Here is a 22,123-nt window from a genome sequence, read left to right as displayed (position 1 = left end):
TCTACTCCTGAATTGTAAGGTTTGAGCGCGAAATCAGAGGGCCGCGGCATCGGCCTCGCCGGTGCGGATGCGCACCGCGTGGTCGAGGTTGATGACGAAGATCTTGCCGTCGCCGATCTGTCCGGTCTTTGCCGCCGATGTGATGGCGTCGATAGTCTTGTCGACCTGGTCGGCCGCAACCGCGACCTCGATCTTGATCTTGGGCAGGAAGCTCACGGCGTATTCAGCGCCGCGATAGATCTCAGTGTGGCCCTTCTGACGCCCGTAACCCTTGACTTCCGTCACCGTGAGACCGTGAACGCCAATGGCGGTCAGGGCGTCGCGGACTTCTTCCAGCTTGAATGGCTTAATAATCGCCATAACAATTTTCATGTGTCCTATCCCCGCTTGGGCCCGGTGCAGACGAACCGGGTGTTTTTCGACTGAGATCCACCACGCGGAGAAAATTCACGACGCGGTCACAGCCGCAGGCGTTAGAATCAAATGCCGTGCCAGATCGACGGCACCGCCTAACGGATTATGAATCCGCCCGTTTTCGCGTTTGACGGGAATTGGTCGGACCTGCGCTATTCCGTCGCGCTCAAAACGTAATCAATATTGCCCGATTCATGGGCACGCCAGAGTCTGGACATAATCCTGCCCAGCACGGTGGCAACCTAGAGGTAATATGGTAAGCGAAATTACTGCAGGGCCTCGCCGTGCTGCGAAATATCCAGGCCTTCCAGCTCCTGCTGCAGCGACACCCGGAGCGGGACGAACGCGCTGACCAGCTTCAGCAGCACGAAGGTGATGCCGCCGCACCACACCAGCGTCACGGCGACGCCGGCGAGTTGGATCAGCAGTTGCTGCGGACGGCCCTCGAGCAGGCCGGCCGTGCCGCCGATGGCGCTGGTGGCGAACACGCCCGCGAGCAGCGTCCCGGCCATGCCGCCGATGCCGTGGACGCCGAACACGTCGAGTGAATCATCATACTTGAAGCGGAGCTTCAGCCAGGTGCAGGCCCAGAAGCACACGAAGCCCGCGATGATGCCGATGATGACCGCGTGCCATGGTTCGACGAAGCCCGAGGCCGGCGTGATGGTGCCGAGCCCTGCGACTGCGCCCGAGATCATGCCGAGCACCGACGGCTTGCGTCGCGTCGCCCATTCGATCGCGCCCCAGGTCAGCGCGCCCGCGCAGGCGGAAAGATGCGTGGCGATGATCGCCATCACCGCGCGCGAACTCACGGTCAGTGCCGATCCGCCATTGAAGCCGAACCAGCCGACCCAAAGCAGCCCCGTGCCGATCACTGCGAGCGACAGGTCGAACGGCGACAAGTTCTCGCTGCCATAGCCGTGGCGTCGCCCCAACACTTGCGCGGCGACCAATCCGCTGACGCCGGCCGAAAGATGCACGACGAGCCCGCCGGCGAAATCCAGCACGCCGAGACTTGCGAGGAAGCCGCCGCCCCACACCCAATGTGCGAGCGGAATATAGGCGAAGATGAACCAGCCGACGGAGAACCAGAGATAGGCCGAGAAGCGCATGCGATCGGCGACCGAGCCTGCCACCAGCGCCACGGTGATGATCGCAAACGTCATCTGGTACAGCATGAACAGCGCTTCCGGGATTGTCTTCGCCGCCGGATTGACGCCGTCCATGGTCATGCCGGCGAGGAACCAGCGGTCGAGCGCGCCGATCCACGGTCCATCACCGACGAAGGTGAGAGAGTAGCCGAACATCGCCCAAAGGATCGAGATGATCGCGACGGCCGACAGGCTCTGCGCCATCGTCGCCAGCACGTTCTTCTTGCGCACCATGCCGGAATAGAACAGCGCAAGCCCCGGGATCGTCATCATCAGCACCAGCGCGGTGGCAACGATCATCCAGGCGGTATCGGCGGCGTTGATGGCCGACGTCTCGGCATGCGCCGGCGTCGCCGACAACAGCGTCGCAAGACCAAGCGGCGCGATCAGCCGCGCGGCACGAGAGGATGCCCCCATGGTGTTTCCCCGGCAGAAATGAAATGAGTCTGGTGGATGCGACCGGCGGCGTTGTCGGTCGCGCTCGGAGAGTTTGGAGAAGTTAGAGCGCGTCGCTGTCGGTTTCGCCGGTGCGTATCCGCAGCGCATGTTCGATCGGCGTGACAAAGATCTTGCCATCGCCGATCTGGCCGGTGCGTGCCTTTGCGGTGATGACCTCGACCGCCTTGTCGGCGATGTCGGATGCGACTGCGATCTCGATGCGCAATTTCGGCAGGAAGTTCACGACATACTCTGCGCCGCGGTAGATCTCGGTGTGCCCCTTCTGCCGGCCATAACCTTTGACTTCAGTGACGGTCATGCCGTGGACGCCGATCTCGGTCAGCGCCTGGCGAACCTCGTCCAGCTTGAAGGGTTTGATGATGGCGACGACAAGTTTCATGGCTAGCGGTCCGCATTTTCCTTAAGCACGGCCATCCTTCCTCTTTGGATGACCTTCGATCGCGGGCCAATCTGGCATCTTTCTGAGCAAATGGCACAAAAAAGTTGCAGGTTCAGGGGGAAAACATTGGCAGACCCTGACCTCGCTCCCTGTACAGGGGACATGATCGTCCGTCACAATGCGGCTTTCCTGCTTCGCCCGTTGTTCTACTGGCGTCCGTTCCCAAGAATCGTGTTTTCCAAGGAAATGCCATGGCCGATCGATCCTGGTTTTATGCATCCGAGGGCCAGCAAAAGGGCCCGTTTCCCGAATTCCAGCTCCGTGATCTCATCATGCGGGGCACGGTCGGGGCGGATACGCTGGTCTGGACCGAGGGGATGGCCGGTTGGCAGAAGGCGCGCGAGATTCCCGGACTGATTTCGGATCCTTCCAGTTCGGCGATGCCCTCGCAGGCGGGCGGGCCGCCGATCGTCACTGCTGCCGGCTATGCGGGTGGGACGGTCTCGGCCGATCTGCCGATCTGGGAGCTGTTTGGGCGCAGTCTGTGGTTCGCCATTGGCCAGCTCCTGGTGATCCCGGCGCCGTGGTCCGCCACCGGTTTTTATCGCTGGATCATCCCGCACATCAACGTCCCCGGCCGGCCGAATCTCGGTTTCACGGGACAGGTCGGTGACATCTGGTACGTGTTCGTCGCGATCGGGCTCTTGAGCTATACCGGCTGGACCGAGAGCACGACGGTCGAGCTGCTTGCGCCGCTGCTGCAGGCGGCGCTCGGATGGGTGGTCATCCGCTGGATCGCCAGCCATCTCACGTCAAACGGACAGCAGCTCCCGATCGCCTTCAACGGCAGCATCATCGCCTATACCGGGTGGTATCTGTTGTTGGCGATCTCCTTCATCACCATCATCGGTTGGGCGTGGGTGACCACGGCGTGGATGAGGTGGATGTGCCGCAATATCGAGGGCACGCGCCGCGAAATCATCTTCAAGGCGTCAGGCCTCGAGATGCTTTGGCGAACGGTCCTGTTCACCATCGGCTGCCTATTGCTGATTCCAATCCCGTGGGCCTTGCGCTGGTATGCGAACTGGTACCTGTCGCAATTCGCGCTGGTCGAGCGCAGCACGCTGGCGAACGCTTAGAGCAGGGCAAGACGACCTCGGGTTAGTTTCGCGTCGGAGGCACCTCACCTCTCCCGATGGGAGAGGTGAGGCATCGCAACCTTCGCCGCTATCCCAGCTCTACCGCGCGCTACCTGCGTTCGCGCACCGAACCTTCCTGTGCCACTGACGCCACCAGCGTGCCGTCGGGTTTGAAGATCATGCCGCGCGTCAAGCCGCGGCCGCCTTGTGCGCTCGGCGAATCCTGCGCGTAGAGCAGCCATTCGTCGGCGCGGAACGGGCGGTGAAACCACATCGCGTGATCGAGGCTTGCCGGCATCATGCGCTTGTCGAACAGCGTGCGGCCGTAGCGCGCCATGATGGCGTCGAGCAGTGAGAAGTCGGAGGCATAAGCGAGCGCGCACAGATGCAGTGCGGGGTCGTCTGGCAGCTTCGCCGCGGTGCGGATCCAGACATGGATGCGGCCTTCGTCGATCTTCTGGCCGAAATAGCGGCCGAGCTCGACCGGGCGCAGCTCGATCGGCCGATCGGATTCGTAATAGCGGCGGATGAAGTCCGGCATTTCGCGGAACATCGGCTGCTTCGACACTTCCTCCGCGGTGAGCTTTTCCGGCGGCGGCACGTCCGGCATCTTCTCCTGGTGATCGAAGGCGCCCTGCTCCTCGGCATGGAACGACACCATGATCGAGAAGATGGCATTGCCGTGCTGGATCGCGGTGACGCGACGGGTCGAATAGCTCTTGCCGTCGCGCAGTCGCTCCACCTGGTAGATGATCGGCACCTGGGGATCGCCCGGCAGGATGAAATAGCAATGGATCGAATGCGGCAGGCGGCCCTCGACCGTGCGGCAGGCTGCAACCATCGCCTGCCCAATCACCTGCCCGCCGAACACCCGTTGCCAGCTCGTTTTCGGGCTGTTGCCGCGGAACAGATTCACCTCGAGCGGTTCGAGATCCAGGATGGAAAGCAGGTCAATCAGGCTTTTTGACATGGATGGCCTTCCATTTTGTTGCGCGGCATTAAGTACCTTGTTTGGTGCCACTGTTTCGCCCAGCTATTATCAGGTAGCAAGCACAGTCTGAGGGCACGAGCGCGTAAGGGACTTGCATGTCGGCACAACGAGGCATTGTCATTTGCGGCGGCGCTTTTGCGGGCTTGGCGCTGGCGCTGGCGCTGCGGCAGGGGCTTGGGACCGAGATCCCCGTCATCGTGGTCGATCCCGCGCTCGGGCAGCGCCCAAGCCGCGATCCGCGGGCGACCGCGATCGTCGCCGCCTGCCGCCGGCTGTTCGAGGCGATCGGCATCTGGGCCGAGATCGCCGACACGACGCAGCCGATCCTCGACATGGTCGTCACCGATTCGCGGCTCGACGATGCGACGCGGCCGGTGTTCCTGACCTTTGCCGGCGATGTCGAGCCCGGCGAGCCGTTTGCGCATATGGTCGAGAACAGGCTGCTGATCGACGCGCTGGTGGCGCACGCCGAGGCCGCAGGCATCGATCTGCGCGCGAGCGCGGTTTCGACCTATGAGGCCAATGCCGATCTCGTCAGCGTGACGCTCGCGGATGGCAGTGCGATCGAAGCGAGCTTGCTGGTCGCCGCCGATGGCGCCCGTTCGAAGCTGCGCGAGCGCGCCGGCATCGTCACCCATGGCTGGGACTACGATCAGTCCGGCATCGTCGTCACCGTCGGCCATGAGCGCGATCACCAGGGCCGCGCCGAAGAGCATTTCCTGCCCGCGGGTCCATTCGCAATCCTGCCGCTGAAGGGAAAACGCTCCTCGCTGGTGTGGACCGAGAACCGCAAGGAAGCGTCCCGCATCGTCGGCTTGAGCGAGGCCGAATTCCACGACGAGCTGGAGCGGCGTTTTGGTTTGCATCTCGGTGAGGTCAAGGCGCTCGACAAGCCGCGCGCGTTTCCGCTCGGCTATTTCGTCGCGCGCTCCTTCATCGCCGAGCGGCTGGCGCTGGTCGGCGACGCCGCGCATCTGATCCACCCCATCGCAGGCCAAGGGCTCAATATGGGCCTGAAGGATGTCGCGGCATTGGCGGAAGTGGTAGTCGATGCGGCGCGGCTCGGCATCGATCTCGGCCAAGCCGATGTGCTCGAGCGCTACCAGCGCTGGCGCCGCTTCGACACCATGGCGATGGGAGTTGCGACCAATTCGCTGAACTTCCTGTTCTCCAACGAATCGACGCTGCTCAGGACCGTGCGCGACGTCGGACTTGGCGTCGTCGACCGCCTGCCGCCGCTGAAGAGCTTGTTCATCCGTCAGGCGGCGGGGCTGTCGGGCGAAGTGCCGCGGCTGTTGAAGGGCGAGGCGCTGTAGCTGCGTAGCCCGGATAAAGCGCAGCGTAATCCGGGAAATCCCGTGCAAGCGGACGTTGCGGCCCCGGATTGTGCTGCGCTCCATCCGGGCTACGAACTTGGATCGTCATTGCGAGCCACCGGGTCGGCGCGAAGCGCCGCCCGACGACAGGCTCCGCGAAGCAATCCATCTCTCCGCTCGCGGCGCAATGGATTGCTTCGTCGCTATCGCTCCTCGCAATGACGGCTCAAATCCATCACTCGATCTTGCGCGCTTCTTCCGGCAGCATGATCGGGATGCCGTCGCGGATCGGATAAGCGAGCTTTGCGGAGCGCGAGATCAATTCCTGGCGAGCCGCGTCGAATTCCAGCGGGCCCTTGGTGATCGGACAGACCAGGATTTCCAGGAGTTTTGGATCGGCGGTGCTTTCGAGATGATCGGTCGGGGAGTTCATGATGGTCTTCCAGCTTGACGGCTCGTCTTTATCACGTTCGATCAGCGCGCCGCCATCCGCAAAAGCTCGTCGACGACCGCCTGCTGTCTTGCTTTCGGTAGCGGCTGCTCCGTCAGCGCGTGGCCGAGGAATGCCCAATAAAGAATTTGCGCGCGGGCGCGGGCGACGTCCTCGGTGAGACCCGCCCGCTTCAGGAGGCCTTCGACATAGCCGAGCCGCCGCTGGTCGATCGCCTGCACGGCGGCGCGCGCTGAAGCGTCGACGCTCGCCCAGCTTCGCACCGCATTTTCCAGCGCCGGCTTTTCGGAAAACACCCGTCGCAGCAGCACGGCGAGTGCGTCGGAACCTGTCGCTGCCGCCTCGACATCGACGATGATCCGCTCCGCAGCGATCTCGCGCCAATGTTTCAGGATGGCGGCGTGGTAGGCGGCGATGTCGGCAAAGTGCCAGTAGAAGCTGCCGCGGGAGACGCCCATCTCCTTTGCCAGGGGGTCGGCCTTCAGCGCGGTGAAGCCGCGTCTTGCCAGTGCTTTCAGGCCCTGGTCGAGCCAGTCCTTGGCGGAAAGCTGATCGGTCATGTCGCCCACCATACACCAGTGTATTGACAGGCGCCAATGCGCGCGCGATAACCATACACACCTGTATGGAGGCGAACGATGCGCGATATCCTGCTGCAATGTTCCGGCCTCGCCGCGATCGCGGCGGCGCTGATCCACGGTTATCTCGGCGAGTTCAAGGTGTTTCCGAAAATGACGATCGAACCGGCGCGGCTGCGCACGCTGATCCGCCTGGTCTGGCAGGCCGGCACGGTGGCGTGGATCGGCGGCGGCGTGCTCTTGCTCGCCGCGCCCTGGATGGCCTCGGAGGTGGCGCGGCACTGGATCGTCGTCACCCTGGCCTGCGTGTTCGCTTTCGCGGCCCTCGCCAATGCGGTCGCGACGCGCGGCCGGCATTTCGGCTGGATGGCGCTCACCGCCGTGGTGGCGATGGCGGTCGCGGGGTATTAGCCAAATATGACGCTGTCATTCCGGGGCACGCGCAGCGTGAACCCGGAATCCATTGGGCCGCATGCGCTCGTGGAGAAATGGATTCCGGGTTCGTCCTTCGGACGCCCCGGAATGACGGCGGAGGAGAACGACGGGACGCGCGGAAAATCACTGCAGCGGGGGATCGCCGCTGGTGCGCTTCTTGGCGAGATCCATCTCGGTCACCGCGATCAGGATTTCGGCGCGGGTCTTGAGGTCAGGCGCTTCCAGCATCGCCTGCTTCTCCGCCGGGCCATAGGGCGACATCATTGCGAGCGCGTTGACCAGCGCCTCGTTGGGCGCGGCTTCGATGCCGGCCCAGTCGACCTTCAAATTGTTGGCCTTGAGGAAGTCTGTCAACACCGAGAGCAGCGCTTCGCGGTCGACGTCCTCCTCGCCCTTGCGCGCGACGAAGTCACCCGAGAAGGAGAAGAAGTCGACCTTGCACTGGCGGTACGCGGTCAGGACGTTGAGCTCCTCCACCACCTTGAAGCGCGCCACGCCGGTGAGTTCGAGGATATAGCGGCCGTCGCCGGATTCGGCGAGCTGGGTGATGCGGCCGACGCAGCCGACGCGGAACAACGCCGGCTTCTCCTCATTGTGCGAATGCGTCACGTCGGGCTGGATCATTCCGATCAGCCGATGGCCGTCACGGAAGGAGTCGTCGACCATCGCAAGATAGCGCGGCTCGAAGATGTTGAGCGGCATCTGGCCGCGCGGCAACAATAGCGCGCCGGCAAGCGGAAAGACCGGGATTACCTCGGGAAGCTCGGCCGGGCCCCGATATTCGGCATTGATCGGCATCTGTGGCCCCGGTGTTATGCGCGCGCTCTAGCTAAGAGAACAGGATCGTCGACAGCCGCTTTCGTCCCTCGACGGTCGCTTCATCTGCCCCGCCCCACGCTTCGAAGAACTGGACGAGCTGCTTGCGCGCGCCGTCGTCGTTCCACTTGCGATCGCGCCTGACGATCTCCAGGAGCTGGTTGGTCGCCTCGCTGCGCTTGCCCATCGCGTTCAGCGCGGTGGCAAGATCGAACCGCGCCTGATGATCGAGCGGATTTGCGGCGACTTTCTGTTCCAGTTCGCCGATCGGTCCGACCGACTCGGCCTGCTCGGCAAGGTCGATCGCGGCCTGCACGGCCTTGACGGCCGGATCGTTGCGCTTGGACTCCGGCACCATGCCGAGCGTCTGCTTGGCCTGGTCGATCGCGCCTGTCGTGACATAACATTTGGCGAGACCGGCGAGTGCGGCGATATTGGTGGCATCGATGCCGAGCACCTCGGCATAGATCTGCGCCGCAGCCGCGGCGTCGCCTTCGGCGAGCACGGCGTCGGCCTCTTTCAGGATTTCCGCGATGTTCGGCTCGCCCGCGGCCGGGACGCCCTTGGTCAGCCGCTCGATGAAGGCGTTGACCTGGCTCTCCGGGATCGCGCCCATGAAGCCGTCGGCCGGCTGGCCGTTGACGAAGGCGATGACGGCGGGGATCGACTGGATGCCCATCTGACCGGGGATCGACGGATGCTCGTCGATGTTCATCTTGACGAGCTTGACCCGGCCCTTGGCGTTGGTCACCACTTTTTCCAGGATCGGGGTGAGCTGGCGGCACGGGCCGCACCAGGGCGCCCAGAAATCGATCAGCACCGGCTGGCGCTTCGACTCCTCGATGACGTCCTTGACGAACGTCTGGGTGGTCGTTTCCTTGATCAGATCGCCTGCCTGCGGCGCCGGACCGCCGCCCTGCTCAACTATCGTCACGATATCCTCGCCTGATGTCCCGAGATTGGCGCCTGTTCTAGCACGGCCGGAACTGAACACCCGTCAGCTAAATGGCGGTTTCGCGTCAAATTTCAATCGGCAGGCGCCCTGCTCGTTCCGCCGCAGGCCGGTCATGCAGGGGCGCGACCAAATGCGGCCGGAGTTTGCAGGACTGCTCGAGGCGAATCGGCCGTGGCGGCCTGAGGTCGGGAAAAGCGGGTTCCCAGGCGAAAAACGCGGCGAGCCGCCACCGAAACGCTCCTCGCCGCGTTGCTTTTGGGCCCTCGTCCCCATTTCTGGTCAAATGAGGCGATTTAGCCGCCTTCGGGCCTGTTGCATTCGCGGTCCGCTTTTGGCATAGCTCTGCCGTTGCCGGCGAGCGATCGTCGTCATCAGGATGCGGGTGTAGCTCAGTGGTAGAGCACGACCTTGCCAAGGTCGGGGTCGAGGGTTCGAGCCCCTTCGCCCGCTCCAATTTCCCGTCCGGCGGACCGGCTTTTACTTGTAGTCCCCGCGCCCGTGCCGTGCGCGGTATCCTTCCCTAAGATTGACGAAGCGAGCCCGTGCTAAGACCTCTCCGGCGAGAGGCGCGACCCGGCTCGATGGCTGCTCAACCATTCATCCGATGACTGATTTTTCTGGCCAATCGAAATTGTCGGCGGTGACTCTGCGAGAGGCGTTAGCTTCAAACGAATATTGCGGCGCAATGACATCGCTGATGCTTCGCAGGAAAACAGCGTAAGCGAACCTCTCAACTTGTCTTGACCTCGCTCGAATGCGGCGTTGATCGCCTGCGCTTCTCTCGCGCGGGGGATGTGCTAACATTTTCCGCTCTGGCCTAATCTCTCGCAGGCCACCACGATCGTCTCGTTAGAATCAATAAAGAGCCAGCCGTCCGGCTGGATTAGGGGAGTAACGCGATGCAATCGGTTTTCAATCGTTCCATTCTTGCGCTTGCCACCATCGCCCTCGTGGCGGGGACTGGCTTTGCCAACGCACAACAGCAGCAGGACAAGGGCAGGGAGCTGAAGAAATACGAATCCGGCACCAAGGAATTCTGGACCCATCCGCCGGATGACTGGTTCCTGGGCGATGAGACCGAAGCGCAAAAGGGCCTCGCCCCGCCATCGGGACCGCCGACCGGCGCCTCCGACTCCGAGCTGGCGGCGCTGATCAAGAAGATCAAGCTGCCGCAGGGCTTCAAGATCGAGGTCTATGCATCGAACGTGCTCGCCGCGCGGCAGATGGCCTGGGGCGACAAGGGCACGCTGTTCGTCGGCTCATTCGGGCTCGGTAACGTCTACGCGATCAAGGACAACAACGGCAAGAAAGAGGTCAAGACCATCCTCAAGGGGCTGAACATGCCCACCGGTCTCGCCTTCCGCGACGGCGCGCTCTACGTGATCGCGGTCGACAAGCTGATCCGCTACGACAATGCGGAAGCCAATCTGGACAATCTCGGCCAGGGCAAGGTGGTCTATGACGACATGCCCTCCTATGCCGCGCATGGCTGGAAATATATCGCTGTCGACAAGGACGGCTGGTTCTACATTCCGTTCGGACCGCCCTTCAACATCGGCATCCCCCCGACCAGCCTCTCGCAGATCCGCCGTGTCGATCCCAAGACCGGCAACGCGGAAATCTGGGCGCTCGGGGTGCGCAACAGCGTCGGCGGCGATGTCGATCCGCGCACCGGCCGCTACTGGTTCACGGAGAACGCGCGCGACTGGATCAGCGACGATCTGCCGAGTGACAAGCTCAACATGATCTCGAGGATCGGCGAGCATTTCGGCTATCCCTATTGCCATCAGGGCGACCTGCCCGATCCGAAATTCGCGATGGGGCATAAATGCTCGGAGTTCACGCCGCCCGTGCTCAACTTAGGGGCCCATGTCGCGCCACTCGGCATGAAGTTCTACACCGGCAACCAATTCCCGGCGGACTACAAGAACAACATCCTGATCGCGGAGCACGGCTCCTGGAACAGGCACAAGTACCAGGGCGCGCGCATCGTGCGCGTGATCGTCGGTCCCGACGGCAAGAACGCCAAGCAGGAAGTGTTCGCGTCCGGCTGGATCGAAGGCGACCAGAATTATCTCGGCCGCCCGGCTGACATCATCCTCGACAAGGACGGCTCGATCCTCGTTGCGGATGATTGGGCCGGTGCGATCTATCGCATCAGCTACAGCAAGAAGTGAGACTGTGACCAACGGGGGGCTGCGGCGGCCGGACGGCGGCTGCAGCCTGCAATTCTTGTTGCGAATCGATCCAATCGTCATGCGCGGGCTCGACCCCGGCAATGACGAGTGAGAGGAATGAAAATGCGGATTGTATTGGCCGCAACACTGTTAGCAGTGACTGCCTGCGCACTTCCCGCCCGCGCCGCCGATGTCGCGGCCGGCAAGGAGAAGGCCGAGATATGCGTCTCATGCCACGGCGAGAACGGCATTTCGCAGACCGAGAACATCCCCTCGCTCGCCGGCCAGCCGGATCAGTTCATCCAGTGGCAGCTCGTGTTCTTCCGCGCCGGCACCCGCAAGAACGAGCTGATGCAGCCGATCGTCGAGCAGCTCAACAATGACGACATCCGCAATCTCGGCGCCTATTTCTCATCGCTGCCACCGCCGAAGGGCCCGAAGGACGACGATCCTGATCTGTCGGAAAAGGGCAAGCAGGCCGCCGCCGGCCGCCGCTGCGCGTCATGCCATACCGACAGCTATGCCGGCAACAAGGCGGTGGCGCGCATCGCCGGCCAGCGCGAGGATTATCTCGTCAAGGCGCTGCACGACTACAAGTCCAGCGCGCGCTCCGGCGGCGGCATGGCCGCGATGGCCGAGGTCGCCTATCCCCTGAGCGACGAAGAGATCACCGCGCTGGCGCATTATCTCGCGCATCTTTGACGAGATGCCGTAGCCCGGGTGGAGCGAAGCGTAAGCCGGGAACTCTGTGCGCCGCGGAGAGACCTGCCCGGGTTGCGCTGCGCTTCACCCGGGCTACAAGACTAATCGCCCCGCTGCAATTCGTACGCTTTCAGGTGCGTATAGGCCGTGCGCAGCTTCGGTACGGGAATCTTGGCGGCGTCGGCGCGGGCGACGAGGTCGCCGATCACATGATCGGCTTCGACCGGCAGGCCGGCCTTGATGTCGCGGAACATCGAGGCGGTCATCGGCGAGCCCGCGGCGGTCAGCATGCCCTTGACGCGCTCGAAGAACGGTCCGCCCGGCGCATAGCCTTCAGCGGCCGCTACCGCGCTGCACTCGTCGAGGATGCCGAGCAGGAAATCCTTGCCGCCGGGCGCCGCCAGGATGTTGCCGACGGAGGTGCGCATCAGGCTGGTGGAAGCCGCGAGCGAAGCCAGGAACACCCACTTTTCCCACATGTCCTGCATCACATGATCGCTGGCGGTGGCGCCGTTGAGGGCGGAAAACACCTCCGCGATCGCGCGCACGCGGTCGGACATCTTGCCGTCGCGTTCGCCGAAGGTCAGCGACTGCATCGGCTGAAGTTGCACCACCTCGCGTGCTTCATTGAGCGTCGCCGCAATCGCGCAGAGACCGCCGAGCACATGCTCGGCGCCGAATTTCTTGTCGAGCGCATTGAGGTGCAGCATGCCGTTGAGCAGCGGGATGATCGCGGTGTTCGGCCCGACCGCCGGCGCGAACGACTTGATGGCGTCCTCCAGGTCGAATGCCTTGCAGCTCAATAGCACGACGTCGAATGTCTCGTTCAATTTGTCCGCCTGCACCGTCGGCGGATTCTTCAATGTCACATCGCCGTTCGGGCTCTTGATCACGAGGCCTGCGGCGGCGAGTTCGGATGCGCGCCTGGGGCGGACAAGGAATGTGACGTCACGGCCGGCCTGCAGCAGCCGCCCACCGAAATATCCGCCGATCGCACCGGCGCCGACGACGAGAACGCGCATGGGATGATTCCTTGTTGTTGTTGCTTGAGAGGTGGACGGGCGAACGGACTGTCAAATAGGGAGGCGACCCTCCTGCCCTTCGGTCTTTTTCCTTGGCCCCTATTGTGGCGCGATCCGCGCGGCCCGTCTACTATATGATGATCATCATCATATAGGGATGATCTCCCTTCCCGGTCAAATCAGACGCTCGACCGTCTGCTTCCGCCAGACCAGCATGTAATAGCCCATCTGCAGCAGGAACATGGTGCAGAAGGTGATCGGATAGGCGGCCCACACCCCCTCGATGCCGATCAGCCGGCTGAGGAGGATGGCGGACGGGATCTCGACCAGCGCGATCGCGAGGGCGGAGATCAACAGCGGCATCCAGACCGTGCCGCCGGCGCGCATTGCCCCCGAAAACACCGTCGACATCCCGAACAGGACCGAGCTCCACAGCACGATGTGCAGCAGTCCCTGCGCGAGCTCGAGCACGGCGGGGTCGGTGATGAAAAAGCCCATCAGCGTGCGGGAGAACAGATAGCCGAGCACGGCCAGTCCGCCGGTCAGGACCAGATTCATCTTCAACCCGGTGCCGACGATCGCGCCGATCTGGCTGGCCTCGCCACGGCCGATCGCTTGCGCGCCGAAGATCGAGACCGCGATCGCGATCGACAGCGCGGGAAACTGCACATAGCTCAAGACCTGGTTGACGGCGCCATAGGCCGCCGTGGCATTGGAGCCGAAACCGTTGACGAGGCCGAGCAGCACCAGCTCGGCAAGCGACATCACGACCATGCCGAGCGCTGCGGGAATGCCGAGCCGCAACACGGTTCGCAGCAACCTGCCGTCCGGCCGCATCGCGCGCAGGAACGCGCCATCGAAAGCCAGCGCATGGCGTCGTCGCCACAGATAGAGGTTGAGCCACACCAGTGTCAGCAGGCTCGATACCGCCGAGGCCCAGGCCGCGCTGGCGACGCCGAGATGCGGCAGGCCAAGCCAGCCGCGGATCAGCGCCGGCGTCACCACGAGGCCGATGACGGTCGAAATCGCGAGCGCGAACAGCGGCGTGAGCGTGTCGCCGACACCACGCAGCATCGAACTGGCCAGGATGAAGGCGAAGGTGAGCGGCATCGTGACCATCATGGTCTGCGCGTAGGAGGTGGCGGCATCGAGGATATCGGCCGGCGTGGCGAGCGCGACCAGGAGATCGCGCGTGAACAACAATCCGAACAGCGCGATGCCACTGGCCAGCAGGAGCGCGACCGTCAGCGTGGTGCCGGCCACCGCCTTGACCTTGTCGACTTGGCCGGCGCCGAAGGCTTGGCCGACCAGCACGGTCGCGCCCGAGCTCAAGCCCATCACGAAAGCGATCAGGAAGAACATCACCGGGAAGAAAACCGAGACCGCTGCGAGTGCCTCGACTCCGATCATCTGTCCGAGATAGATGTTGTTGATGGTGCCGAACAGCGCCTGCAGGATGTTGCTCAGCATCATCGGCAGCAGGAAGGCGAGGAAGGTCCTCCAGAGCGGCGGCTTGGACATGGAAAGGGTACCTGTTGAAATGTGATAGGTCGTTGATTGAATCAGTCGTGCCGCGAGTTCACCTCCCCCGCTTGCGGGGAAGGTCGGATCGCATCGTTAGATGCGATCCGGGTGAGGGTTCTCACCACCTAAAGAATCCCGCCGCGGAGACACCCTCACCCCAACCCTCTCCCGCAAGCGGGAGAGGGGGTGCACCTCCGTTGTGGCTTAGTTCCACGCGCTAATCCGCGCGGTCGCTGTAGGCGAGCTTGACGACGTGGTCGCGAATGTCCGGCGGCCAGTCGGCGATCTCGCTGACAAAGCGGCGGCGGTCGTCGGCGAACAGGGCGCGCGAGGCCTCCTCGAATTTCGGCAGGTTGCCAGCCATCGCCGACATGAAATGATAGGCGGCATCGCGCGCGGCGCGCTGACGGTCGCGGTCGCCGCTGCTGCGCCGGGCTTCGTCGACGAGCTTGCGGAGCGCGACCGAGGCGCCGCCGGGCTGCGCGTTGAGCCATTCCCAATGGCGCGGCAACAGCGTCACCTCGCGCGCGACCACGCCGAGTTTCGGCCGGCCGCGGCCACGCGGCTCGCTCGGCGCCAGCTCCGGCGCTTCACCTGGCGGAGCCGATGTTGGCAGCCGTGCCAGGATCTCGTCATCGCTGCCGCGAAGGTCCAGATCGAGGGCGCGTCCGGTCCCGTCGCAGAAGATCGCAATCGGCTCGGCGCTCTGGCCGGCCCGTTTGATCGCCAGCGCGACTTCCGGCAGGGGCCCGGCGGCGAGGCGCCGCTGGCCTTCGAAGGCTGTAAAGGTCTGATTCATCTGAGACATCCGGTTAATCCGTGTTCAGCAATTTATGCCCGGGTATAATTCAGGTGTCAATATCACCCGGGTAAATAATTTGGCCGCACGGCCAATCGCGAATCTGGCGATTGCCTGATACGGAACGCCCGGTAAGTTTTTCGAATTCCGGGGGCGCCGTGCTGACCGTTCATCACCTCAACAATTCGCGATCGCAACGGGTGCTCTGGCTCCTGGAAGAACTCGGCGTGCCCTATGAGATCGTGCGCTATCAGCGCCAGCCGGACATGCGCGCGCCGAAGGAGCTTCTGGTCGTCCATCCGCTCGGCAAGTCGCCGGTCATCACCGACAAGGGCAACACGATCGCGGAATCGGGCGCGATCATCGAATACATCCTCGGCGCCTATGGCCAGGGACGCCTGATCCCGGCGGCCGAGACGCCGGAACGGCTGCGTTACACCTATTGGCTGCATTATGCCGAAGGCTCGGCGATGCCGCCGCTGCTGTTGAAACTGCTGTTCACGACAATGCCGAAACGCGCGCCCTCCTTGCTGCGCCCGCTCGTGCGCAAGGTCTCCAACCAGGTGCTGACGGCGCTGGTCAATCCGCAGCTCAAGCAGCACATGGCGTTCTGGGAGGCGGAGCTCGGCAAGAGCGAGTGGTTCGCAGGCAATGAGTTCAGCGCCGCCGACATCCAGATGAGCTTTCCGCTGGAAGCAGCTTCCGCGCGCGCCGGGCTGGAGGAGGGGCACCGGAAGTGCATGGCCTTCCTCGAACGCATTCACGCGCGCCCGGCCTACGCCCGCGCGCTGGAGAAGGGCGGACCGTATCAGGTCGGACGGTAGATGTGGCTCACCTCTCCCCGCTCTTGCGGGGAGAGGTCGGCGCGCAGCGCCGGGTGAGGGGACTCACCGCACACTCCTGTCCATCGAATTCGCGGAGGCAGCCCCTCACCCCGACCCTCTCCCCGCAAGAGCGGGGCGAGGGAGTCTCACTGCTCCACCGCCGCGATCACCTCTTTCACCAGCCGCGCCAATCCGCGCATGTCGCCGGTCCGATCAACGCTGTTGCCGAGGCGGACAACGACGAGGTGCTGCGTCGGCATGATGACGATGCGCTGGCCGAGATCGCCAGAGGCAAAGAAGGCGTCGCGCGGAATGCCGAGCGCGACGCGGGCCTTGGCATTCCGGTGTTCGCCGCGGTTGGTCCAGAAGCCCGCGCCATAGTCGGTCTTCAGGGTTGGGGCGGCGGAAAAGTCCACCCAGTCTTCGTGCAGCAGCCGCTTGCCGCCGACCACGCCGTCATTGAGATACAGCAGCCCGAAGCGGGCCCAGTCCCGGGCGCTCGCCAGCATGTAGGCAGTACCCTGCAGCGTGCCGCTGCCGTCGAATTCCAGCGTGACGCTGCGCATGCCGAGCGGGTTGAACAATTCGCGCCAGGCAAAGGCGAGCGTCTGTTCGGGCCCGCCGACGGCATCGCGGATGATCCGCGCCAACAGTTGCGTCGAGGGACTCGAATAATGCCAACGCGTGCCGGGTGGCGCCATCAGCGGCGCCTTCACTGCAAAGCCCGCCATGTCGTCACGCAGGTAGACCATCTGGCTGGAGGGATCGAAGCCCGAATTGGTCTCGTCCAGCGCCAGCCCGGTGGTCATGCGCATGAGGTGCTCGACCTCGATCTCGCGACGCGGATCATTCCTGCCGCGCCATTCCGGAATCGGCGCCGGCATCGACGGCGTGACCAGGCCTTGTTGCGTCAGGATTCCGATCAGCGCATTGATCACCGACTTGGTCATGGAAAAACCAAGCAGCGGCGTGTCGACGCTGATGCCATCGGCATAGCGCTCGGCGATGATCTTGCCGTTATGGACGACCACCACCGCCTTGGTGCGCCGGAGCGGCGGCTCCGCCGGCTCCTCGAAGGCATGATCGAGCGCCGCTTTTAGCGCCGGGTCCGAAGGCTCGACAGGTTCAGGGCCCCCGATCTCCTCAAGCAGCGGCGGCGCTTTTGCCATCTTCAGCGCGTCGATATCGCTCTTGAGCACATAAGGCGCTTTTCTACCGTGCAGCAGCACGCAACCGAGTCCGTCGTGAAAGGCGGCGCGGCTTGTCAGCCATCCCACAACCGACGCATCGACGGTCTTGCCGGTGCGGTCGAGCCCAAAGCGGAGCAGCGGACGCAGTCTGCGGATGCCGGCCCGATCGATTGTTTCCGAAAACACCGTCTCCGGATCGAGGCCAGAGACGAACACTTTGGAACACACATTGTGTGCGACCACGCCCGTCGCGACACGAACGGCCCGATCGGGACGGAAGTAGGCGGCAACCGCCACCGCGGCGGCGAACGCGATTGCTGCCGCGATCCATTTCTGCCAGCCCACAAATTCCTCCGCGCTGAAGCTGAGTGGTACTCTACCTCGCCCCGCTTACGGGGAGAGGTCGGAATTCAAGCGGAGCTTGAATTCCGGGTGAGGGGACTCCCGCGAGTCCACCTATCACCGTGCGCGCGGAGACAGCCCCTCACACCGCCCCTCTCCCCGTGAAGGACGGGGAGAGGGAGAGGGCCCGCGATCGTGTCGTTGAGTCTTACCGCGACTTCTGCGCTTCGCCAACGGAGGGCAGCGGCTGAACGGTGACGCCGGGCGGCGGCACGTCGTCGTCGGGCACGAAGAAGTCGGACATCAGCGGCCGCGACGGATCGACGCGGTAGCGCTCGAAATCGCGCACGCCGCTGTCATAGAGCACCTTGTCGTCAATGCAGAACTGCCCGGTGAATTCGCGTGCCGGTTTGGTCAGGATGACATGCGCGGCATCGCCCATGATCTCGGGCGTGCGGCTGGCGCGCATCATGGCGTCGCCGCCGAGGAGATTGCCGACCGCGGCGGTCGCGATCGTCGTACGCGGCCATAGCGCGTTGACGGCGACACCAGCCGATCGCAATTCGCCCGACAGCCCCAGCACGCACATGCTCATGCCGTATTTCGCCATCGTGTAGGCGGTCGAGTTCTCGAACCACTTTGTCTTCATATCGAGCGGCGGCGACAGCATCAAAATGTGCGGGTTCGCCGCTTTCTTCAAATGTGGGATGCAGTATTTCGACACCATGAAGGTGCCGCGCGTGTTAATGCCCATCATCAGGTCGAACCGCTTCATGTCGGTGGCCTGCGAGGTGGTCAGGCCGATCGCGCTGGCATTGTTGACGCAGATGTCGATGCCGCCGAATTCCCCGACCGTCTTGTCGATCGCCGTGATCACCTGCGCCTCGTCCCTGATATCGCAGATAACAGGCAGCGCCTTGCCGCCGGCAGCGCGGATCTCGTCTGCGGCGGTATAGATCGTGCCCTTGAGTTTCGGATGCGGCTCGGTGGTCTTGGCGGCGATCGCGATATTGGCGCCATCGCGTGCCGCCCTTAGCGCCATCGCGAGCCCGATGCCGCGGCTCGCACCGGTGATGAACAGTGTCTTGCCCTTGAGCGATGTCATCCGAACCCTCCCGTGTTATTTATCCCTCAGCATGCAACACCCGTCCGCGCGTCTCCGGCAGCGCGTAGGCGGCCAGGAAGAATACAGCGTAAGCGGCGACCGCGAAAATCGCGATCGCGTTGGCGAGCGAGGTCGTGGTCGAGAGCGCGCCGACGAGAAACGGGAACAGCGCGCCAATGCCGCGGCCAAAATTATAGCAGAAGCCCTGTCCGGAGCCGCGCAGCCGCGTCGGATAGAGCTCGGTCAGGAACGCGCCCATGCCGGAGAAATAGCCTGACGCGAAGAAGCCGAGCGGAAAGCCCAGCACCCACAGCAATTCGTTGCTGATCTCCACTTGCGTATAGACCAGCACGACGGCGATGGCGCCGAGCGAGAAGGTCAGGAACAGGTTCCGACGCCCGATACGATCGGCGAGCCAGGCGCCGACAAGATAGCCGATGAACGAGCCGATGATCAGCGCGGCGAGATAACCGGTCGAGGTGACCACCGAAAGGTGCCGCTCGGTGGTGAGGAAGCGCGGTACCCAGAAGGTGATGGCGTAGTAGCCGCCTTGGCAGCCGGTCGCCGCCAACGACGCCAGGATGGTCGTCTTCAGGATCGGTCCGTGGAAGATCTCCCACAGCGACGGCCGGTCGCCCGCGGCCTGCTGCTTTTGGCGCGTGGCAGCGGCGATCTCGGGCTCGGTGACGTAGCGGCGCAGATAGAACACCAGGAGCGCCGGCAGCGCGCCGATCACGAACATCCAGCGCCATGCGATTTCCGCCGGCAGGATCGAGAACAGGATCGCCTGCGCGAGCACCGCAAGACCCCAGCCGACGGCCCAGCCCGATTGCACCGAGCCGACCGCGCGCCCGCGATATTGCGGCCGGATCGCTTCGCCCATCAGCACCGCGCCCGCCGCCCATTCGCCACCGAAGCCGAGGCCCAGAACTGCCCGCGCGATCAGGAGTTGATCGAAGTTCTGCGCGACCGCGCAGACCAGCGAGAAGAACGAGAACCAGAGAATGGTGAGCTGCAACGTCCTGACGCGGCCGATGCGGTCGGCGAGATAGCCGCCGAGCCAGCCGCCGATGGCCGACGAGAGCAGCGTCACCGTTCCCGCAAGGCCCGCGGTGCCGGGATCGACCTTCCACAGGGTGATGATGGTGCCGATCACCAGCGGATAGATCATGAAATCCATGCCGTCGAGCGCCCAGCCCGAGGCGCACGCCCAGAAGGTGCGCCGCTCCTGCAGGTTCATGTCGCGGTAGAAGGCGAGCAGGCTCGTGTCGTGGATTTCGGCGACTTCCACCGCCTTCGATGGCTCCGATATCGTCATGTTCGAGGTCTCCGCGAGTTTTTTATTGGCCGCGCCTATCGCATGCGGCGGTTCGCCGGAAAGGTAAATCTATCGCGATAGTTCCGCAACGGCGCGCCTGTCGGGCTGTGCCGATCCTCGCGCCTTCTCCGTCATTGCTTCGCTTCGCTCGCAACGACGTGGAGAGAGTATTCGACGGCGATATCAATACCCCGCCGCTTCGGCGCCGCGGGTGCGGGGATCGGGGGCGCCGAGCGGGCCGTTCGACGTCACCAGGATCGAGTTGGCGGAGGAATAGCCGAGCGGCTCGACCAGCTTGTGGCCTTTGGCTCTCAGCTCGGCCAGCACGTCATCGGGAAATCCCTTCTCGATCCGCACTTCATCCGGCAGCCATTGATGATGCACGCGCGGAGCGGCAACGGCGGCGGCGATATCCATTTTGTAGTCGATGACATCGACGATCACCTGCGTCACGGCGGAGATGATGCGGCTGCCACCGGGCGTGCCGGTCACCAGGACCGGCTTGCCGTTCCTCAGCACGATGGTTGGCGACATCGACGATAACGGCCGTTTTCCCGCACCCGGCAGGTTGGCCTCGAAGCCGACCAGGCCGAATGCATTCGAGGCGCCGGGCGCGGCGGTGAAATCGTCGAGCTCATTGTTGAGCAGCACGCCGGTGCCTTCGGCGACGAGGCCGACGCCATAGGGGAAGTTCAGCGTATAGGTGTTGCTGACCGCATTGCCGCTGGCGTCGACCACGGAGTAATGCGTGGTGTTGGAGCCTTCGCGCTGCGGCGGCACTGCTGCCGCTTCGGCCCAGGGCGTGGCGCGGGCAAGGTCGATGGTGGCGCGCTGCTTGGCGGCATAATCCTTGTCGAGCAAAGCGAGTGTCGGCGCGTTGATGAAGGCGGGATCGCCGAGATAGCGGGCGCGATCGGCATAGGCGCGCTTCATCGCTTCGATCATGACATGGAGCGAGGAGGCAGAGCCCTGCTTCATGTCGGACATCTGGAAACCCTCGAGGATGTTCAGTATCTCCAGCAGCACGATGCCGCCAGAGGAAGGCAGCGGCATCGAGACGATGTCATAGCCGCGATAGGTGCCGCGCACCGGCGTGCGAATCACGGGCTGATAGGATTTCAGATCATCCAGCGCCATGATGCCGCCGGCATCGCTGATAGCCTTGACGAGTTTTTCCGCGACCGGCCCTTCGTAGAAGCCGCGCGGGCCCTGTTCGGCGATCGCGGTGAGCGTAGCCGCGAGGTCGCTCTGGATCAGCGTGTCGCCCTCATGCAGCGGCGAGCCATCGACGCGGGAGAATGTCCTAGCCGAGTTCGGCCAGCGCGACATGCGGCGATACATATCCGGCAGCGTGTCCGCGATATCATCAGCAACTGGAAGTCCGTCGCGCGCCAAGTCGATCGCGGGTTTGACGATCTGCGCCAGCGTGAATTTCCCCGAGCCATATTTCTGAAGCGCCAGTGCGAGACCGGCGACGGTGCCGGGCACGCCGATGCCGAGCGCGGAATTGCGCGACTTGTCGGGATCGGGCTTGCCCTCGGCATTGAGGAAGATGTCGCGGGTGATGGCGCTGGGAGCGGTCTCGCGATAGTCGATCGCGATATCCTCGTTGCGATCCGCAAGGTGGATCACCATGAAACCGCCGCCGCCGATATTACCGGCGCGCGGATAGGTCACTGCCATGGCAAAGCCGGTCGCGACTGCCGCATCGACGGCATTGCCGCCCTGGCGCATGATGTCGGCGCCGACGCGGGCTGCAAGTTTTTCCTGCGCCACCACCATGCCATGTTCGGCGGCAATGCCCCGCATGGTGTCGGCAGCCGGTGGCATGTAGAAGCGGCGCTGTTCCTGCGCGGCTGCCGGCATGATGGTGAAGACCACGAGCACGACAGTCGCGACAATCCTGCGCCAACCATTTGAGGAAGTTGTCATCAATATTTCGCCGCGGTTGGAGCCGAAGTGAAGCGCTCGCGTCGGGGCCGCATGCTATATGGATTTGAAGCCGACAGGCAAAGCGCCTGTTCGTGATTGGGGCA

At 63.7% G+C, this 22,123-nt stretch carries 21 protein-coding genes and 1 tRNA gene; 7 read left to right on the top strand and 15 right to left on the bottom strand.

Annotation, left to right across the window (positions count from 1 at the left end; genetic code table 11):
* Window positions 1–33 precede the first annotated feature (33 nt).
* The 3 genes from AC5ZG1_RS03680 to AC5ZG1_RS03670 form a co-directional block, all read right to left on the bottom strand.
* Window positions 34–372, bottom strand: a complete 339-nt coding sequence (locus tag AC5ZG1_RS03680) for a P-II family nitrogen regulator (protein WP_028164751.1) — start codon at window positions 370–372, stop codon at window positions 34–36.
* A 308-nt stretch (window positions 373–680) separates the two neighbouring features.
* The gene (locus AC5ZG1_RS03675) at window positions 681–1,982 is read right to left on the bottom strand and encodes an ammonium transporter (RefSeq protein WP_130226307.1); all 1,302 of its coding nucleotides are present in this window, start codon (window positions 1,980–1,982) and stop codon (window positions 681–683) included.
* An 82-nt stretch (window positions 1,983–2,064) separates the two neighbouring features.
* A complete protein-coding gene (locus AC5ZG1_RS03670) occupies window positions 2,065–2,403 on the bottom strand; it encodes a P-II family nitrogen regulator (protein WP_130582970.1) in 339 nt (112 codons plus the stop codon).
* Between the two features lie 251 nt (window positions 2,404–2,654).
* Here AC5ZG1_RS03670 and AC5ZG1_RS03665 point away from each other — a divergent pair, with 251 nt between their 5' ends.
* Window positions 2,655–3,542 (top strand): DUF4339 domain-containing protein, encoded by an 888-nt coding sequence (locus tag AC5ZG1_RS03665; protein ID WP_496132002.1) that lies wholly within the window; start codon window positions 2,655–2,657, stop codon window positions 3,540–3,542.
* 109 nt (window positions 3,543–3,651) lie between these two features.
* Here AC5ZG1_RS03665 and tesB read toward each other — a convergent pair whose 3' ends face one another.
* The gene (gene tesB / locus AC5ZG1_RS03660) at window positions 3,652–4,512 is read right to left on the bottom strand and encodes an acyl-CoA thioesterase II (protein ID WP_456644688.1); all 861 of its coding nucleotides are present in this window, start codon (window positions 4,510–4,512) and stop codon (window positions 3,652–3,654) included.
* Window positions 4,513–4,628: 116 nt separating this feature from the next.
* Between tesB and AC5ZG1_RS03655 the strand changes: the two genes are divergently transcribed.
* Entirely contained in the window at window positions 4,629–5,849 is a 1,221-nt protein-coding gene (locus AC5ZG1_RS03655; RefSeq protein WP_496132001.1) for a ubiquinone biosynthesis hydroxylase, read from the top strand.
* Between the two features lie 235 nt (window positions 5,850–6,084).
* Here AC5ZG1_RS03655 and AC5ZG1_RS03650 read toward each other — a convergent pair whose 3' ends face one another.
* On the bottom strand, window positions 6,085–6,282 hold the full coding sequence (locus tag AC5ZG1_RS03650) for a Trm112 family protein (RefSeq protein ID WP_028165232.1): 198 nt from the start codon (window positions 6,280–6,282) through the stop codon (window positions 6,085–6,087).
* Between the two features lie 41 nt (window positions 6,283–6,323).
* Window positions 6,324–6,860: a TetR/AcrR family transcriptional regulator gene (locus AC5ZG1_RS03645; RefSeq protein WP_208823172.1), complete on the bottom strand. Its 537-nt coding sequence runs from the start codon at window positions 6,858–6,860 to the stop codon at window positions 6,324–6,326.
* Between the two features lie 78 nt (window positions 6,861–6,938).
* Here AC5ZG1_RS03645 and AC5ZG1_RS03640 point away from each other — a divergent pair, with 78 nt between their 5' ends.
* Complete coding sequence (locus AC5ZG1_RS03640; RefSeq protein WP_130226304.1) at window positions 6,939–7,289, top strand: hypothetical protein; 351 nt, start codon at window positions 6,939–6,941, stop codon at window positions 7,287–7,289.
* A 147-nt stretch (window positions 7,290–7,436) separates the two neighbouring features.
* Here AC5ZG1_RS03640 and AC5ZG1_RS03635 read toward each other — a convergent pair whose 3' ends face one another.
* Together AC5ZG1_RS03635 and trxA are read right to left on the bottom strand one after the other, a co-directional pair.
* On the bottom strand, window positions 7,437–8,111 hold the full coding sequence (locus AC5ZG1_RS03635; protein ID WP_028165229.1) for an LON peptidase substrate-binding domain-containing protein: 675 nt from the start codon (window positions 8,109–8,111) through the stop codon (window positions 7,437–7,439).
* A gap of 31 nt (window positions 8,112–8,142) precedes the next feature.
* Window positions 8,143–9,063, bottom strand: a complete 921-nt coding sequence (trxA, locus tag AC5ZG1_RS03630; protein ID WP_028165228.1) for a thioredoxin — start codon at window positions 9,061–9,063, stop codon at window positions 8,143–8,145.
* Between the two features lie 399 nt (window positions 9,064–9,462).
* On the opposite strand from trxA, the gene AC5ZG1_RS03625 reads away from it, so the two are divergent.
* The 3 genes from AC5ZG1_RS03625 to AC5ZG1_RS03615 all read left to right on the top strand — a co-directional run bounded on the left by AC5ZG1_RS03625 (window position 9,463) and on the right by AC5ZG1_RS03615 (window position 11,963).
* Window positions 9,463–9,537: transfer RNA gene (locus AC5ZG1_RS03625), tRNA-Gly, on the top strand.
* Between the two features lie 446 nt (window positions 9,538–9,983).
* Complete coding sequence (locus AC5ZG1_RS03620) at window positions 9,984–11,261, top strand: PQQ-dependent sugar dehydrogenase (RefSeq protein ID WP_130226302.1); 1,278 nt, start codon at window positions 9,984–9,986, stop codon at window positions 11,259–11,261.
* Between the two features lie 123 nt (window positions 11,262–11,384).
* Window positions 11,385–11,963, top strand: a complete 579-nt coding sequence (locus AC5ZG1_RS03615; protein ID WP_496132000.1) for a c-type cytochrome — start codon at window positions 11,385–11,387, stop codon at window positions 11,961–11,963.
* Window positions 11,964–12,064: 101 nt separating this feature from the next.
* Here AC5ZG1_RS03615 and panE read toward each other — a convergent pair whose 3' ends face one another.
* The 3 genes from panE to AC5ZG1_RS03600 form a co-directional block, all read right to left on the bottom strand.
* The gene (panE, locus tag AC5ZG1_RS03610; protein ID WP_496131999.1) at window positions 12,065–12,985 is read right to left on the bottom strand and encodes a 2-dehydropantoate 2-reductase; all 921 of its coding nucleotides are present in this window, start codon (window positions 12,983–12,985) and stop codon (window positions 12,065–12,067) included.
* Window positions 12,986–13,159: 174 nt separating this feature from the next.
* Entirely contained in the window at window positions 13,160–14,506 is a 1,347-nt protein-coding gene (locus tag AC5ZG1_RS03605) for an MATE family efflux transporter (protein ID WP_496131998.1), read from the bottom strand.
* Window positions 14,507–14,726: 220 nt separating this feature from the next.
* Complete coding sequence (locus AC5ZG1_RS03600; RefSeq protein ID WP_496131997.1) at window positions 14,727–15,308, bottom strand: DUF2239 family protein; 582 nt, start codon at window positions 15,306–15,308, stop codon at window positions 14,727–14,729.
* Between the two features lie 158 nt (window positions 15,309–15,466).
* On the opposite strand from AC5ZG1_RS03600, the gene AC5ZG1_RS03595 reads away from it, so the two are divergent.
* Complete coding sequence (locus AC5ZG1_RS03595) at window positions 15,467–16,132, top strand: glutathione S-transferase (RefSeq protein ID WP_464346521.1); 666 nt, start codon at window positions 15,467–15,469, stop codon at window positions 16,130–16,132.
* 146 nt (window positions 16,133–16,278) lie between these two features.
* On the opposite strand, the gene AC5ZG1_RS03590 is transcribed toward AC5ZG1_RS03595, so the two are convergent.
* From AC5ZG1_RS03590 to ggt, 4 genes are all read right to left on the bottom strand, one after another.
* Entirely contained in the window at window positions 16,279–17,667 is a 1,389-nt protein-coding gene (locus AC5ZG1_RS03590; protein ID WP_496131996.1) for a serine hydrolase domain-containing protein, read from the bottom strand.
* Window positions 17,668–17,872: 205 nt separating this feature from the next.
* Window positions 17,873–18,769, bottom strand: coding sequence for an SDR family oxidoreductase (locus AC5ZG1_RS03585; RefSeq protein WP_130226298.1), 897 nt, complete (start codon window positions 18,767–18,769; stop codon window positions 17,873–17,875).
* A gap of 19 nt (window positions 18,770–18,788) precedes the next feature.
* The gene (locus tag AC5ZG1_RS03580) at window positions 18,789–20,087 is read right to left on the bottom strand and encodes an MFS transporter (protein ID WP_130226297.1); all 1,299 of its coding nucleotides are present in this window, start codon (window positions 20,085–20,087) and stop codon (window positions 18,789–18,791) included.
* Window positions 20,088–20,270: 183 nt separating this feature from the next.
* On the bottom strand, window positions 20,271–21,917 hold the full coding sequence (gene ggt, locus AC5ZG1_RS03575) for a gamma-glutamyltransferase (RefSeq protein WP_496132090.1): 1,647 nt from the start codon (window positions 21,915–21,917) through the stop codon (window positions 20,271–20,273).
* Window positions 21,918–22,123 lie beyond the last annotated feature (206 nt).

The sequence above is a fragment of the Bradyrhizobium sp. Leo78 genome, assembly GCF_059512425.1.
This window is presented reverse-complemented; position numbering and strand designations above follow the sequence as displayed.